13 protein-coding genes are annotated in these 15,241 nt (G+C 72.2%); 3 read left to right on the top strand and 10 right to left on the bottom strand.

Annotated elements, in window-relative coordinates:
- The first annotated feature begins 640 nt into the window (after positions 1 to 640).
- The gene (gene trpS / locus FHS34_RS41260) at positions 641 to 1,666 is read left to right on the top strand and encodes a tryptophan--tRNA ligase (protein WP_184975912.1); all 1,026 of its coding nucleotides are present in this window, start codon (positions 641 to 643) and stop codon (positions 1,664 to 1,666) included.
- 65 nt (positions 1,667 to 1,731) lie between these two features.
- Here trpS and proC read toward each other — a convergent pair whose 3' ends face one another.
- The 6 genes from proC to FHS34_RS41230 form a co-directional block, all read right to left on the bottom strand.
- Positions 1,732 to 2,544, bottom strand: coding sequence for a pyrroline-5-carboxylate reductase (gene proC / locus FHS34_RS41255; RefSeq protein ID WP_184975909.1), 813 nt, complete (start codon positions 2,542 to 2,544; stop codon positions 1,732 to 1,734).
- Between the two features lie 91 nt (positions 2,545 to 2,635).
- On the bottom strand, positions 2,636 to 3,442 hold the full coding sequence (locus FHS34_RS41250; RefSeq protein ID WP_221510112.1) for an ABC transporter permease: 807 nt from the start codon (positions 3,440 to 3,442) through the stop codon (positions 2,636 to 2,638).
- On the bottom strand, positions 3,439 to 4,248 hold the full coding sequence (locus tag FHS34_RS41245) for an ABC transporter ATP-binding protein (RefSeq protein WP_372478657.1): 810 nt from the start codon (positions 4,246 to 4,248) through the stop codon (positions 3,439 to 3,441). Before FHS34_RS41245 ends, FHS34_RS41250 begins: the two co-directional genes overlap by 4 nt.
- A 66-nt stretch (positions 4,249 to 4,314) precedes the next feature.
- Positions 4,315 to 5,112, bottom strand: coding sequence for a class I SAM-dependent methyltransferase (locus FHS34_RS41240; RefSeq protein WP_184975903.1), 798 nt, complete (start codon positions 5,110 to 5,112; stop codon positions 4,315 to 4,317).
- Positions 5,113 to 5,479: 367 nt separating this feature from the next.
- Complete coding sequence (locus FHS34_RS41235; protein ID WP_184975900.1) at positions 5,480 to 6,022, bottom strand: EamA/RhaT family transporter; 543 nt, start codon at positions 6,020 to 6,022, stop codon at positions 5,480 to 5,482.
- A gap of 384 nt (positions 6,023 to 6,406) precedes the next feature.
- Entirely contained in the window at positions 6,407 to 6,730 is a 324-nt protein-coding gene (locus FHS34_RS41230; RefSeq protein WP_184975897.1) for an SH3 domain-containing protein, read from the bottom strand.
- 161 nt (positions 6,731 to 6,891) lie between these two features.
- On the opposite strand from FHS34_RS41230, the gene FHS34_RS41225 reads away from it, so the two are divergent.
- On the top strand, positions 6,892 to 9,030 hold the full coding sequence (locus tag FHS34_RS41225; protein WP_184975893.1) for a serine/threonine-protein kinase: 2,139 nt from the start codon (positions 6,892 to 6,894) through the stop codon (positions 9,028 to 9,030).
- Positions 9,031 to 9,091: 61 nt separating this feature from the next.
- Here the strand turns inward: FHS34_RS41225 and ilvD are convergent, their stop codons facing one another.
- The 4 genes from ilvD to FHS34_RS41205 all read right to left on the bottom strand — a co-directional run bounded on the left by ilvD (position 9,092) and on the right by FHS34_RS41205 (position 13,782).
- Positions 9,092 to 10,945, bottom strand: coding sequence for a dihydroxy-acid dehydratase (gene ilvD, locus FHS34_RS41220; RefSeq protein ID WP_184975890.1), 1,854 nt, complete (start codon positions 10,943 to 10,945; stop codon positions 9,092 to 9,094).
- 127 nt (positions 10,946 to 11,072) lie between these two features.
- Positions 11,073 to 11,678 (bottom strand): TetR/AcrR family transcriptional regulator, encoded by a 606-nt coding sequence (locus FHS34_RS41215; protein ID WP_184975888.1) that lies wholly within the window; start codon positions 11,676 to 11,678, stop codon positions 11,073 to 11,075.
- Positions 11,675 to 12,496, bottom strand: a complete 822-nt coding sequence (locus tag FHS34_RS41210; RefSeq protein WP_372478656.1) for a sugar phosphate isomerase/epimerase family protein — start codon at positions 12,494 to 12,496, stop codon at positions 11,675 to 11,677. The genes FHS34_RS41215 and FHS34_RS41210 overlap by 4 nt, the downstream gene beginning before the upstream one ends.
- 353 nt (positions 12,497 to 12,849) lie before the next feature.
- Entirely contained in the window at positions 12,850 to 13,782 is a 933-nt protein-coding gene (locus FHS34_RS41205) for a Ppx/GppA family phosphatase (protein WP_184975879.1), read from the bottom strand.
- A 71-nt stretch (positions 13,783 to 13,853) separates the two neighbouring features.
- On the opposite strand from FHS34_RS41205, the gene FHS34_RS41200 reads away from it, so the two are divergent.
- Positions 13,854 to 14,684, top strand: a complete 831-nt coding sequence (locus FHS34_RS41200) for a DUF3109 family protein (protein ID WP_184975874.1) — start codon at positions 13,854 to 13,856, stop codon at positions 14,682 to 14,684.
- The last annotated feature ends 557 nt before the right edge of the window (positions 14,685 to 15,241 follow it).

The raw sequence follows: 15,241 nt of genomic DNA, 5'->3' as shown, positions 1-15,241 counted from the left end.
TCGCTTCCTTTGTACTCACCCTCTCGGGCTTTCCTCCGGGCTTCCCTTCGGTGTTTCCGACTCTATCAGATCTTTTCTCGATCCGATTTCCTCGGCGCTTTCCAGGTTCTCGCTCTCGCGTTTCCCTTTCCGGCGGTTCCGACTCTATCAGATCCTTTCGGCGTCTGATCCCCAGTCAGCGGGGTTTGCCTTCGCGGCTGTTGGGCCGTTCCGACGAGTGAGACTTTAGCGGATTCCTGGCTCCCGAGCTAATCGGGGGCCGGCGCCCTTTCGAACGCGGATTCCTCATTTCGCAAATACGTACGCCAAAACAGCCGACACCGGAGCGTCGAATGAGTGACTGGTACTTGCGGAATGGCTGTCCGGGGACCGACCGAAGTCGGCGCTCACGTCGGACAACTCGGAGAACACTACGGATCGGCGCGGGGTGTGTCAACTCGCTCCCCCGGGAGCACTCCGGAGGCGTACTGTGGAGGACGTGATGACGCGTACGTGCACCCAGTTCTGGTGGGCCGCCTGACGGCGGCCGGCTCACGTATGCACTCAACGGCCGCCGCTTCGGCGGCCGTTCTCGTATCTCCCTCCGACTGAAGGGGGCCGGCCGCAGGAGCGGCGGTCCCGATCAGAAGGTGGAGCGGAGATGACTCGGGTCTTCAGTGGGGTTCAGCCGACCGGGCACCTGACCCTGGGCAACTACCTGGGAGCCATGCGGCGCTGGGCCGAGGTGGACCAGTACCGGGCGGACTCGCTGTTCTGTGTGGTGGATCTGCACGCGCTGACCATGGACCACGACCCTGCGCGGGTGCGCAGGCTCAGTCGGCAGACGGCGACCTTGTTGCTGGCGGCCGGGCTCGACCCCGACGTGTGCACCGTGTTCCTGCAGAGCCATGTCGACGAGCACGCGCGGCTGTCGTACCTGCTGGAGTGCGTGGCGACCGACGGCGAGATGCGGCGCATGATCCAGTACAAGGAGAAGGCCGCGAAGGAACAGGAGCGCGGTGGCAGCGTGCGGCTGTCGCTGCTGACGTATCCGGTCCTGATGGCGGCCGACATCCTGGCGTACGGCACGGACGAGGTGCCGGTCGGGGAGGACCAGGCGCAGCACGTGGAGCTGACCCGGGATCTGGCGGTGCGGTTCAACCAGCGTTACGGGCACACGTTCGTGGTGCCCAGGACGACGCTGCCCCAGGTGGCGGCGCGGGTGATGAACCTGCAGGACCCGACGCGGAAGATGGGGAAGTCGGATGACTCGGGGACAGGGGTCGTCTATCTGCTCGACGAGCCGGACACGGTGCGCAAGAAGGTGATGCGGGCGGTCACCGACAGCGGCCGGGAGGTCGCCTACGACCGGGAGGAGCGGCCCGGGATCGCGAATCTGCTCGACATTCTCGCTGCGTGCACGGGCGGGAACCCTGAGTCACTGGCGGACGTTTACGACTCGTACGGCTCTTTGAAGAAGGACACCGCGGAGGCGGTGGTGGAGGTGCTGCGGCCGCTGCGGGCCAGGCACCGGGAGCTGTGCGCCGATCCGGCGTATGTGGAGGGGGTGCTGCGGGATGGTGCGGAGAAAGCGCGGGCGTTGGCCCGGCCGATGGTGGATACGGCCTACAGGGCGATCGGGCTGCTGCCTCCCGTGGCGGAGCCTTCGCTGAGCGCCGCCCGTTAGCCGGCCGGCCGTGTTCCGCGGGCGGCGAGATGCCGCCGCCCGCGGGGTGGCCTGGGCCTGCCGGGTCAGTCCTTCTTGCCGGAGGCGAGTTCGCGGCTGCGGTCGCGGGCGGCTTCGAGGGCTGCGATGAGGGCGGCGCGTACGCCGTGGTTCTCCAGTTCGCGGATGGCGTTGATCGTGGTGCCGGCCGGCGAGGTCACGTTCTCGCGGAGCTTGACGGGATGCTCGCCGCTGTCGCGGAGCATCACGGCGGCGCCGATCGCGGACTGGACGATGAGGTCGTGGGCCTTGTCGCGCGGCAGGCCGAGCAGGATGCCGGCGTCGGTCATGGCTTCGACCAGGTAGAAGAAGTACGCCGGGCCGGAGCCGGACAGCGCGGTGCAGGCGTCCTGCTGGCTCTCGGGGACGCGGAGGGTCTTGCCGACGCCACCGAAGATCTCCTCGGCGTGCGCGAGGTGCCGCTCGGTGGCGTGGCTGCCGGCGGAGATGACCGACATGGCCTCGTCGACGAGGGCGGGGGTGTTGGTCATGACACGGACGACGGGGGTGCCCGCGACGAGGCGCTCCTCGAAGAAGGAGGTGGGGATACCGGCCGCTCCGCTGATGACCAGGCGGTCGGCGGGGACGTGCGGGGCGAGTTCGTCCAGGAGGGTGCCCATGTCCTGCGGCTTGACCGTGAGGATCAGGGTGTCGGCGGTCTTGGCGGCCTCGGTGTTGGTGACCGGGCTGACTCCGTAGCGGCCGCGGAGCTCTTCGGCGCGTTCGGGGCGGCGGGCGGTGACCAGGAGGTCGGCGGGCGCCCAGCCGGCCCGGATCATTCCGCTGAGCAGGGCTTCGCCGATCTTGCCGGTGCCGAGGACTGCGACTTTCTGGCTCATGCGGATCAGTTTCCCACCGGGGTCGGGCGTGCGGGGTGGTTGTCCGGTGGGCGGAACGGGGGCCGGAGGGGCCGGTTTTCACCCGCCGGGGCTACGCGGTGCGGCGTCGCAGCGTCGCCGCCCCCAGGCCCAGGACCAGGAGCGCGCATCCCGCCACGATCAGGACGTCGCGGAGGAAGGTCGCCGTCATGTCCGGGTGGTGGAGGACCTCGTTCATGCCGTCGACGGCGTACGACATGGGCAGGGCGTCGGAGACGGCTTCCAGGGCGGGGTGCATGTGGGAGCGGGGCGTGAACAGGCCGCAGAGGAGGAGCTGGGGAAAGATCACCGCGGGCATGAACTGGACCGCCTGGAATTCCGAGGCCGCGAAGGCCGAGACGAAGAGGCCGAGGGCCGTGCCGAGCAGGGCGTCGAGGAGGGCGACGAGGAGGAGCAGCCAGGGGGAGCCGGTGACGTCCAGGCCGAGGAGCCAGACGGCGAGGCCGGTGGCGAGGGCGGACTGGACGACGGCGAGGGTGCCGAAGGCGAGGGCGTAGCCGGCGATGAGATCGGCCTTGCCGAGGGGCATGGCGAGGAGGCGTTCGAGGGTTCCGGAGGTGCGTTCGCGCAGGGTGGCGATGGAGGTGACCAGGAACATCGTGATCAGCGGGAAGACGCCGAGCAGCGAGGCGCCGATGTTGTCGAAGGTGCGGGGGCTGGCGTCGAAGACATAGCGCAGCAGGATCAGCATCAGGCACGGGATGAGGATCATCAGCGCGATGGTGCGCGGGTCGTGGCGGAGCTGGCGCAGGACCCGGGCGGCGGTGGCGGCGGTGCGGGAGGCGTTGAGCGCGCCGGGGCCGGTGGTGGGGGCCGTCGGGGAGATCGTGCTCACCGGGCTCAGGGGGCTCGGGCTCATCGAGTGCTCTCTTTCGTGCGGTCCGCGTCGGCCGCCTCGTCGACCAGGCGGAGGAAGGCGGCTTCGACGGTGTCGGTGCCGGTGCGGGTGCGCAGGGCTTCCGGTGTGTCGTCGGCGAGGATCTCGCCCTCGCGCATGAGGAGGAGGCGGTGGCAGCGCTCGGCCTCGTCCATGACGTGGGAGGAGACGAGGAGGGTGGCGCCGCGGGTGGCGGCGAGGTCGTGGAAGAGCTGCCACAGGTCCCGGCGGAGGACGGGGTCGAGGCCGACGGTCGGTTCGTCCAGGACGAGGAGTTCGGGCGTCCCGAGGAGGGCGACGGCCAGGGAGACGCGGCCCCGCTGGCCGCCGGAGAGGTTGCCGGCGAGGGTGTCGGCGTGGCTGGTGAGGTCGACGTCGGCGATGGCCTGGGTGACGTGGTGGTGGCGGCGTTCGGCGGCGGCGCGGCCGGGGTCGAGGATCGCGGCGAAGTAGTCGAGGTTCTGGCGGACGGTGAGGTCGTCGTAGACGGAGGGGGCCTGGGTGACGTAGCCGATGCGGCTGCGCAGGGTGGGGTGGCCGGCCGGTCGGCCGAGGACGTTCAGGGTGCCGGTGACCTTGGCCTGGGTGCCGACGATCGAGCGCATGAGGGTGGACTTGCCGCAGCCGGAGGGGCCGAGCAGGCCGGTGATCCGGCCGCGGGGGACCGTGAAACCGAGGTGGCGCAGGACCGTGCGGGGGCCGCGGGCGACGGTGAGGCCTTCGGCGTGGACGGCGGGGGTGGTGGGAGTGAGGGACGGGGAGGGAGGGTCGGGCAGATTATTCATCACGCGATGAATAATCTGTCGGAGGGAACGGGACGTCAAGGGGGAAGGGGGAGGAGGGGAAGCGTCGGGTCAGGGCTTGCGGGCGACGAGCAGGAGGACGTCGTACGTCTCCTCGACCAGGCCGTCCGGGAAGACCGTCAGCAGGTGGGTGCGCTCCTCTTCCAGGAAGGCGGTCCTGCGGTCCTCGGGGGTGAGGAGGAAGGCCGAGTGGCTGCCGAGGTTGGCGAGGTGGGTGTCGACCGGGACGCGGCGGCTCCAGCGGACCGTGCGGCGGGTGAAGGACAGGCGTCCGCTGGGGTCGGCCCGCTCGGTGCGCGCGTCGGCCTTGGGCTGCGCCTGGGTGAGGTCCGGGACGAGGAAGCGGGCGCAGCGTTCCGCGGCCCGGGCGATCCACTCGACGTCCAACGCCTCGGTGTTCCACCACAGCGCCAGCGCCCCGCCCGGCCGCAGCACGCGGAGCGCCTCCGGCACCGAGCGGGCCGGGTCGGTCCAGTGCCAGGCCTGGGCGTAGGTGAGGAGGTCGGCGTGGGCGTCGGCGAGGGGAAGGGCGTTGCCGTTGCCCCGGACGAGCGGGACGTGGGGCAGTGTGCGGCGGAACTCGGCGGCCATGCCCGCGCCGGGTTCGACGGCGAGGACGTCGGCTCCGCGGGCGTGCAGGAGGGCGGTGGCGATACCGGTACCGGCGCCGACGTCCACGGTCCTGGCGCCGCGCAGGGAACGGCCGGCCAGTTCCTCGACGGCGTCGAAGAGGGCGGGTGGATAGGAGGGGCGGTTCGCGGCGTACTGGGCGGCGGCGGCGTTGAAGGACTCGGCCCGGGCGGAATGGTGGGCGTGCGGGTCGGCCGGCAACGACTGGGTGGCTGTCATGGCTCCATGTCTACGACACGGCCACGCCCACCGGGCCGGACCGAACACCACACCGGCGCGGGGCTGTGACACGCCGCTGCCATGCGATGCCGGTACCGGGCTCGGCCGTACCGGTGCCGGTGCCGGTGCCGGAGGGTGCCTGTGCCGGGCCGCCGTACCGGTGCTGGTACCGGTGCTGGTGACGATGCCGGGGGGTGCCGGGCTGGGCACGTTCCGGGCGGGCTCGGCGCAGGGATGGGCACGTGCCGGTGCCGGGCCCTGCCCCGTCGGCGTTGGGCCGGGCCGGGCCGGTGCAGGGCCGCCGGCTCCCGGTGCCTGGTGGCCCGGGGTCCCGGGGTCCCGGGGTCCCGGGGTCCCGGGCGGCGATTTACCGGGGGCGCTTCTTCTTCGAGGGGTTGCCGGTGCGGCGGGTGGCTCGGCGGGCGTGGGCCTCGCGCGCCCTCTCGTACTCCTCGCGGTGCAGCTTCTCGCCCGGCGCCTCGGTGAAGGAGCGGAAGAAGTAGGCGAGGAGGGAGCCGACGAAGCCGATGGCGAGCAGGCCGCGCAGGGAGGCCTGGCGCTGCGGGTCGTGGCGCTTGCCGAAGCCCTCCCAGGTGTTGCGGAAGGCGAGCGCGCTGCAGATCGCGAACATGGCGACGATCAGGACGGTCACGAAGGAGCCGGTGCCGGCGATCCGGACACCGTCGAAGGCGAAGCGGAGGACCAGGCAGGAGACGACGGCAGCGACGAGTGAGCCGACGGCCGCGCCGGCGCGGCGGGCCGCGTAGCCGTTGTCGTGATCCACCCAGGACGTGCCGAAGAAGCGCAGGGGCTCGGGGCGGGGGCCGCTGCCCTGGACCGCGCTGTCGTCCTGGGCCGTGCCGCCGGTGGATCCCGCCGAGGTGTCCGGGGTGCCGGTTTCGTCGCTCACGAGACGATTATGACTCCGAGCGCCGGCGGCCCCCCGAGCGGGTCACGCACCCCGGCACGACTGGCCCCCGGCCGATTCGGCGAGCCCGACGGAACGGGTCACGCGACAGGCCCCGGCCGGTACAGGTCGCGCGACCTGTACCGGCCGGGGAAGACTCCTGCCGAGCGCCGAGCCAGGACACCGCCGGGCCAGCGGCCGCCGCCGGGACGAGACCCCGGCCGCATCGGCGGCTCCCACCAGCCCCCCCCGGCCGGCTCAGCGGCTCCCGCTGGGCCAAGGGTCCGAGCGGCTCGGCGGCGGCTGCCGTGGCCGGACCCCCGTCGGACCGGCCGCGTCGGAGGGGCCGCGTCGGAGGGGCCGCGTCGGAGGGGCCGGGGTTTCGGGTCAGCCGCAGCGGGCCGCGATGTAGCCGTCGCTGCCGGTGTGCACGAAGGCGTCCGAGACGTACTCGCCGTTGTCGATGAGGTCCCAGATGTTCGTCGTGCCGTAGGGGCCCGACACCCGGGTGCCGGGCGACTGGCAGTAGATCGGCACCCGGACGCCCTCCGGCAGCACGCGGACCAGGTTGTACCCGGTACCCGGGCCGCTGCGGACGTTCAGCCGGACGCCCGGGGCGACGGTGTAGGTGCGTACGGCCGCCGCCCCCGCCGTCGCGCCGTCGGCGCCGTTCTCGATGGCTTCGGCCTCTTCTGCACGGTCAACGGACATGATCGTGGTCCTCCCCCGTCGTTTCCCTGGAACTCGGCGAATCCGGCGCGCGACACGCGCGCGACTCGCACGCAGACGCTAGCAAGCCGCCTCTGTCTCGTACGAGTCATCGACTAGGCTCCGTGCGTCGCGCGCGCGGACGAACAGCACGGGGGTGGTCCATGGCGCCACAGCGCAACATCGGAGCGGGCGCGGAAGCGGAACTTCCCGAGTACGCCGGTCACTATCGGCTGGAGTCCTGTCTGGGGTCCGGTGGCATGGGGGTCGTGCACCTCGCCCGCAGCACCTCGGGGATGAAGCTCGCGGTGAAGGTCGTACACGCCGAGTTCGCCCGGGATCCCGAGTTCAGAGGCCGTTTCCGGCAGGAGGTGGCCGCTGCCCGCAGGGTCAGCGGGGCCTTCACGGCGCCCGTCGTCGACGCCGACCCGGAGGCCGAACGGCCGTGGATGGCGACCCAGTTCATCCCCGGGCCGACCCTCTCCGAGCAGGTGAAACGGAAGGGTCCCATGGCGGCCGGGCAGCTGCGCCGGCTGATGGCCGGGCTCGCCGAGGCGCTGCGGGACATCCACCGGGTCGGTGTGGTGCACCGGGATCTGAAGCCCAGCAACGTGCTGCTCGCCGAGGACGGTCCCAAGCTCATCGACTTCGGCATCTCCCGGCCGAAGGACAGCGAACTGCGCACCGAGACGGGCAAGTTGATCGGTACGCCGCCGTTCATGGCCCCCGAGCAGTTCCGGCGGCCCCGTGAGGTGGGTCCGGCGGCCGACATCTTCGCGCTCGGCTCGGTCATGGTGCACGCGGCGACCGGACGCGGCCCGTTCGACTCCGACAGCCCGTACGTCGTCGCCTACCAGGTGGTCCACGACGAACCCGATCTGACCGGCGTGCCGGACACTCTCGCGCCGCTGGTGCGGCGGTGCCTCGCCAAGGAGCCCGCGGACCGGCCCACTGCGGACGAGCTGATGCGGGAACTACGCTCGGTGGCGGCGTCGTACGACACCCAGGCGTTCATACCGGCGCAGCGCGGGAGCGAGGAGGGGCCCGCGCCGGCGCTCCCCGGCCGGGCGGGGCCGGGCGTGCGGCGGACCGTGCGGAGCCTGCTGCGCAGACGGGTGGTGCTGGGGGCCGGAGCCGTCGGGCTGGCGCTGACCGGCGCCCTCGCCTCGGCCGCGCTGGGCGGACTGCCGGACCCCTCCGGGTGGTTCGGCGGGGACGGGCACGCACCGCGCGAGGGGAACGCCCCGGCCCTGACGGCGGCCTCCGGCAGCTGGGCGGTCCGGCCGGCGGTCGGCGGCTCGGGCATGCCGCAGTGCGCGCCCGGAGCCGGGAGGCTGTTCTGCGCGCGGCCCGGTGTCGTCTTCGCGCTCTCCGCGTCCGACGGCCGGCTGCTGTGGCGGCGCCCGGTCGCCACGCGGGCCGCGAGCGGGCCCCCGGTCGTCTCCGGCGGAGTGGTGCAGCCGTACACGGACGGCGGTTCCCGGCTCGCGGGGCTCGACCCGGCCACGGGCAAGGACGTGTGGCAGCGCCGGCTGGCCGCGGGGACGACGGTCCGGTACGCCGGCGGTACGGCCCTGCTCACCGGCGCCGACGGTACGGTCACCGGCGTGGACGGCGCGACCGGCGTCACGCGGTGGCGGCGGGCGTTCCCCGGCCAGGGCATGCCGTCGTTCGTCACGTTCCCGGGTGCGCCACAGGGGGCCGCCTACACGACGCGTACGTCGGCCGACGGGGCGAGCACCGAGGTGAGCGCGGTGGATCCGCGGACCGGCCGGGTGCGGTGGGACGCCCGGCTGCGGGGCTGGCTCAAGCCGTTCGCGGCCCAGGGGGACGGTTCGGTGTTCTTCCTGGCCGTCGACAGCGGCTACGGCGCCGACGAGATCGTCCGCTACACCCCCGGGACGGGGGCCACCCGGCGTGTCGCGCTGCCGGCCGTGCTGGACGGGGCGCACGCCACGGTGCGGGGGGACGTCGTCTACGTGCTGGCCACCGGCGGCTCGCTGGACGCCGTGGACATGCGGTCCGGCAAGCGCCTGTGGCATCTGGAGACGTCGGTGAGCCGGGGGTCGCTGCCCGTCGTGCGGGGCGAGCGGGTGTACTTCACCGCGAGCGACGGGCGGCTGCTCGCGGTCGACGCCCGCGAGGGGCGGCTCATCGGGCAGACGCCGGCGCGCCTGGGCGCCCACGCGGACCGGGTCATGAGCACACCGCCCGCTCCGGTGCCGGTCGGGTCCCGCGTCAGCGGCACGGCGCCCGACGGCACGGTCTTCGCGGTGGACGGGCGCTCTCCGGCGACCTGGTGACCCGGGGCACGGGAACGCGAAGGGGCCGCCTCCACCGGGAGGCGGCCCCCGCTACGACCGGTCAGCCCAGCCGGGACACGTCACGGACCGCGCCCTTGTCGGCGCTGGTCGCCATCGCCGCGTAGGCGCGGAGGGCCGCGGAGACCTTGCGGTCGCGGTTCTTCGGGGCGAACACGCCGTTCAGTGCCTGCTCGCGGCGGGCCAGCTCGGCCTCGTCGACCAGCAGCTCGATCGAGCGGCCCGGGATGTCGATGCGGATGCGGTCGCCGTCCTGGACCAGGGCGATCGTGCCGCCGGAGGCCGCCTCGGGGGAGGCGTGGCCGATGGACAGGCCCGAGGTGCCGCCGGAGAAGCGGCCGTCGGTGATCAGGGCGCAGGTCTTGCCGAGGCCGCGGCCCTTCAGGTACGAGGTCGGGTACAGCATCTCCTGCATACCGGGGCCGCCCTTGGGGCCCTCGTAGCGGATGACGACGACGTCGCCGTCCTTGACCTGCTGGGTGAGGATGCGCTGGACGGCCTCCTCCTGGGACTCGCAGACCACGGCCGGTCCCTCGAAGGTCCAGATGGACTCGTCGACGCCGGCCGTCTTCACGACGCAGCCGTCGACCGCCAGGTTGCCCCTGAGGACCGCCAGACCGCCGTCCTTGGAGTAGGCGTGCTCGGCGGAGCGGATGCAGCCGTTCTCCGCGTCGTCGTCGAGGGAGTCCCAGCGCTCGGACTGGGAGAAGGCCTCGGCGGAGCGGACGCAGCCGGGGGCCGCGTGCCAGAGTTCCACCGCCTCGGGCGAGGGGGAGCCGCCGCGGACGTCCCAGGTCTTCATCCAGTCCGACAGGGAGGGGCTGTGGACGGCGTGCACGTCCTCGTTGAGCAGGCCGGCGCGGTGCAGCTCGCCGAGGAGGGCGGGGATGCCGCCGGCGCGGTGCACGTCCTCCATGTAGTACGTGCGGTTCTTCGCGACGTTCGGGGCCACCTTGGCCAGGCAGGGCACACGGCGGGAGACGGCGTCGATCGCGTCCAGGCCGAACGGGACGCCCGCCTCCTGGGCGGCGGCGAGCAGGTGGAGGATCGTGTTGGTGGAGCCGCCCATCGCGATGTCCAGCGCCATGGCGTTCTCGAAGGCCTGGAAGGTGGCGATGTTGAGCGGCAGGACCGTGTCGTCGTCCTGCTCGTAGTAGCGGCGGGTGAGGTCCATGACCGTGCGGGCCGCGTCCTCGTACAGGGCACGGCGGGCGGTGTGGGTGGCGAGGACCGAGCCGTTGCCGGGCAGGGAGAGGCCGATGGCCTCGGTCAGGCAGTTCATCGAGTTGGCGGTGAACATGCCCGAACAGCTGCCGCAGGTGGGGCAGGCGTTCTCCTCGATGCGGAGGATGTCCTCGTCGGAGATCTTGTCGTTGACGGCGTCGGAGATCGCGTCGACCAGGTCGAGCGTGCGGACCGTGCCGTCGACCAGGGTGGCGCGGCCGGACTCCATGGGGCCGCCGGAGACGAACACCGTCGGGATGTTCAGGCGCAGGGCGGCCATCAGCATGCCCGGGGTGATCTTGTCGCAGTTGGAGATGCAGACGAGGGCGTCGGCGCAGTGGGCCTCGACCATGTACTCGACCGAGTCCGCGATCAGGTCGCGGGAGGGCAGGGAGTACAGCATGCCGCCGTGGCCCATGGCGATGCCGTCGTCGACCGCGATGGTGTTGAACTCGCGGGGGATGCCACCGGCCTCCTTGATCGCCTCGCTGACGATCCGGCCGACCGGCTGGAGGTGGGTGTGGCCCGGCACGAATTCGGTGAAGGAGTTCGCGACCGCGATGATCGGCTTCCGGCCGATGTCCGCGCCCGGTACACCGGAGGCACGCATAAGGGCGCGGGCGCCCGCCATGTTGCGGCCGTGGGTGACTGTGCGGGACCTCAGCTCGGGCATCGTCGCTCGCTCCTTCGAAGACCTATTGCCAGAAGGTTCTGACTGTATGGTCGAGCGTACGCCGGTGCTCCAAGGACTGGACACAGTTGTCCGGAATGCGGGACACGCATTCCACGATGCGCCGCTGTCAGGGCTGCGTCAGATGGATCTGCACCACCGGCGCCACCCGCGCGATGATCTGCTCCAGGTCCGCGGAGGCCAGCGGCTCCAGCTTGATCACGTAACGCATCAGCGCCGTACCCACGATCTGCGCGGCGGCCAGCTCGGCGCGCAGCTCCGCGTCGGGCAGGTTGAGCTGTGCGGCGACGCGGCGCAGCAGCTGGGTGGCGACGAGCCGGCGGAAGACGGCGGCGGCGGTCTCGTTGGTGACGGCGGACCGGAAGATCGCGAGGAGGGGCGCCCGGGTCGTGGGGTTGTCCCAGACTCCGAAGACGAAGCGGGTCAGCCGCTCCCCCACCTCCGCCACCGGGCCGTCGGCCACCGCGGCCGGCGCGTGCAGGGCGGGGGCGAAGGCGATCTCGATGGCCGCCTCGAAGACCTGCTCCTTGGTGCCGAAGTAGTGGTGGACAAGGGCGGAGTCCACGCCGGCCGCCTTGGCGATGCCGCGTACGGACGTCTTCTCGTACCCGCGCGCGGAGAACTCCTCCCGGGCCGCGGCGAGGATACGGTCGCGGGTGTCGGCGGACTCGGTGCGCGGCGGGCGGCCGCGGCGGCGGGGGGCGGTCTCGCTCATCGCCGGGGCACCCTCACCGCCGAGGCCAGGTGCTTGCGGGTGAACTCCAGGGCCTCGGCGAGGTCGGCCTCGCGCTCGGCGCCGGACATCGCCCGCCGGGTGTTGACCTCGATCACGACATGGCCGTCGAAGCCCGTGTGCACCAGGCGCTCCAGCAGCTCGGCACAGGGCTGGGTGCCGCGGCCGGGCACCAGGTGCTCGTCCTTGGCCGAGCCCCGCCCGTCGGCGAGGTGGACGTGCCCGAGCCGGTCCCCCATGCGGCCGACCATGTCCAGGGCTTCGGTACGGGCCGTCGCCGTGTGACTGAGATCGATCGTGAAGTGCCGGTAGTCGTCGTTGGTGACGTCCCAGTCGGGGGCGTAGGCGAGCATCTCGCGGTCGCGGTAGCGCCAGGGGTACATGTTCTCGACGGCGAACCGCACGTCCGTCTCGTTCGCCATCCGCCAGATCCCGTCGACGAAGTCCCGGGCGTACTGCCGCTGCCAGCGGAACGGCGGGTGCACGACCACGGTGGAGGCCCCCAGTTTCTCCGCCGCCGCCCGGGCCCGCTGGAGCTTCACCCAGGGGTCGGTGGACCAGACCCGCTGGGTGATCAGCAGGCAAGGGGCGTGGACGGCCAGGATCGGGATGCCGTGGTAGTCCGACAGGCGGCGCAGCGCCTCGATGTCCTGGCTGACCGGGTCGGTCCACACCATGACCTCGACGCCGTCGTAACCGAGGCGCGCGGCGATCTCGAAGGCCGTCGCCGTCGACTCCGGGTACACGGAGGCGGTCGACAGCGCGACGCGCACGTCAGTTGGTTCAGCCACGTCCGTCACCTTACGGCGTTGGGTGGTGAGGGTGTTGGGTACCTGTTCGCCGTTGTGACTTTCCCCATTTGCCCGCGCGCGGGCGTGCGGACGCCGCTCTTTACGCGCGGATGGGTGCGTGGGCGCTGCGCTTTGCGGGCGCGCGGGTGCGGGTGCGGGGTCGCCTTGCGCGGGGACGGGGTCGCCTTGCGCGGGGACGGATGCGGGTGGGCGGGCGTACGGGTGCGTGGTCGCTGCGCGCGCCCGTCGGGAGGAGCCGCGTGCCGGGAGGGCCTCGCACCGCTTCACGGGGCTGGCCGGAACCCACTAGCCGGAACCCGCTAGCCAGAATTCACCAGCCGGAACCCCCTAGCCGGAATCCACTAGTCGGAACCCATGTGGTCGAGGCGCCGGAGGATCACGCCCTCCCGCAGGGCCCAGGGGCAGATCTCCAGGCTCTCCACGCCGAACAGGTCCATCGCGCCCTCGGCCACCAGGGCGCCGGCGAGGAGCTGGTTGGCCCTGCCCTCGGAGACCCCGGGGAGTTCGGCGCGCTGGTCCGCGGTCATGCCAGCGAGGCGGGGGACCCATGCCTCCAGGGACTCGCGCTTGAGTTCGCGCTGGACGTAGAGACCCTCGGCACTGCGGGCGGCGCCGGCGATGCGGGCGAGCTGCTTGAAGGTCTTCGAGGTGGCGACCACGTGGTCGGGTGCGCCGAAGCGGCTGAATTCACCGACCGTGCGGGCGATCTCCGTACGGACGTGCCGGCGCAGGGCGCGGACGTCCTCCGCGGCGGGCGGGTCGCCGGGCAGCCAGCCGGCGGTGAGGCGGCCGGCGCCGAGGGGGAGGGAGACGGCGGTGTCCGGCTCCTCGTCTATGCCGTAGGCGATCTCCAGGGAGCCGCCGCCGATGTCCAGGACCAGCAGCTTTCCGGCGGACCAGCCGAACCAGCGGCGCACGGCGAGGAAGGTGAGCCGGGCCTCCTCGGCGCCGGTGAGGACCTGGAGGCGTACGCCGGTCTCGTCGGCCACGCGCGCGAGGACGTCGTCGGCGTTGGTGGCCTCGCGGACGGCAGAGGTCGCGAACGGCAGCAGATCCTCGACGCCCTTGTCCTCGGCGGCCTGGAGCGCGTCCCGTACGACGTCGATCAGCTTCTCTATGCCGTCGTCGCCGATGGCACCGCTGTCGTCGAGGAGTTGGGCGAGCCGAAGGTCGGCCTTGTGTGAATGCGCGGGCAGCGGGCGCGCGCCGGGGTGGGCGTCCACCACCAGCAGATGCACCGTATTTGAACCCACGTCCAGGACACCGAGTCTCATATGCGGAACGCTACTGCCAGAACGTCCGTCGTCGGTCCCCGGAGTAGCCGCGGGCCACTTACCCTGGACAGGTGCCAAAGACGAAAAAGGCGAAGGTCGACAAGGCGGGCAAAGATCGCAAGACCGCCAAAACCTCCGGGGAGGCGAAGGTGAGCGACGAGAAGGGGCTCGACTTCGCCCGCGCCTGGGTGGAGTTTCCTGATCCGGCGGACGACGAGCAGGTCTTCCGCTGTGATCTGACATGGCTGACCTCTCGCTGGAACTGCATCTTCGGCAGCGGCTGCCAGGGCATTCAGGCCGGCCGCGCGGACGACGGGTGCTGCTCGCTGGGCGCCCACTTCTCCGACGAGGACGACGAGAAGAGGGTGGCCGGGCATGTGGCCCGGCTCACGCCGGACATCTGGCAGCACCACGCCGAGGGCACGCGGGACGGGTGGGTCTCCGAGGACGAGGAGGGGTCCCGCCAGACGCGGCCCTTCCAGGGGTCGTGCATCTTCCAGAACCGGCCCGGGTTCGCGGGCGGCGCGGGCTGCTCGCTGCACATCCTGGCGCTGAAGGAGGGCCGGGAGCCGCTGGAGACCAAGCCGGACGTGTGCTGGCAGCTGCCGATCCGGCGGACGTACGACTGGATCGACCGCCCGGACGACACGCGCGTGCTGCAGGTGTCCATCGGGGAGTACGACCGCCGGGGCTGGGGTCCGGGCGGCCACGACCTGCACTGGTGGTGCACCTCGGCGACGTCGGCACACGGGGCCGGTGACCCGGTGTACGTCTCCTACCGCGCCGAACTGACGGAACTGATGGGCAAGGCCGGCTACGACCGCCTGACCGAGCTCTGCGAACAACGACTGGCCTCACAACTGCCCCTGGTCGCCCCTCACCCCGCCGACCCGACCCCGTAGCAACCCGGCTCGCCCCCCTCCATGCCGGACGGCCGCTCCATGGTGGACGGCCCCTCCACCGGCTCGGAGTCCACTCCGTGCCGGACGATCCCTCCACGCCCAACGGCCACTCCACTGGCTTGGAGGCCGGCGGGTGGGCGAGGGGTCCCTCCCGCGGGGGGCGTGGAACCTTGGACCGGGCGGGCGGGGTCTCTCCGGCAGGGCGGGCAGCGAACCGTCCGGCAGGGCGAGCAGAGTCCGTCCAGAAGAGGGCAGGGTCCGGCCGGCAGAGGGCAGGGTCCGGCCGGCCGGGCGAGCAGAGTCCGTCCAGCAGAGGACAGGGTCCGGCCGGCCGGGCGAGCAGAGTCCGTCCGGCCGGGGGCAGGGTCCCTGTGGCTGGCTGAGGACGTTCCCTCCGGTCGGCTTGTCCCTTCGGCCAGCCGGGCACGCTCCTTCCGGACGACCGAGCGCCCGCCTTCCAGCCAGCGGAGAACGCCCCATCCGGCCAGTCCTCCCCCTCGACCAGCCAAGAACACTCCTTCCCGTCGACCGAGCGGCCGCCTTCCGGCCAGCCAAGA

The sequence above is a fragment of the Streptomyces echinatus genome (assembly GCF_014203595.1).
Taxonomy (GTDB): domain Bacteria; phylum Actinomycetota; class Actinomycetes; order Streptomycetales; family Streptomycetaceae; genus Streptomyces; species Streptomyces echinatus.
The sequence above is the reverse complement of the archived record's forward strand: the minus strand, read 5'-3'. Positions and strand labels throughout refer to the sequence as shown.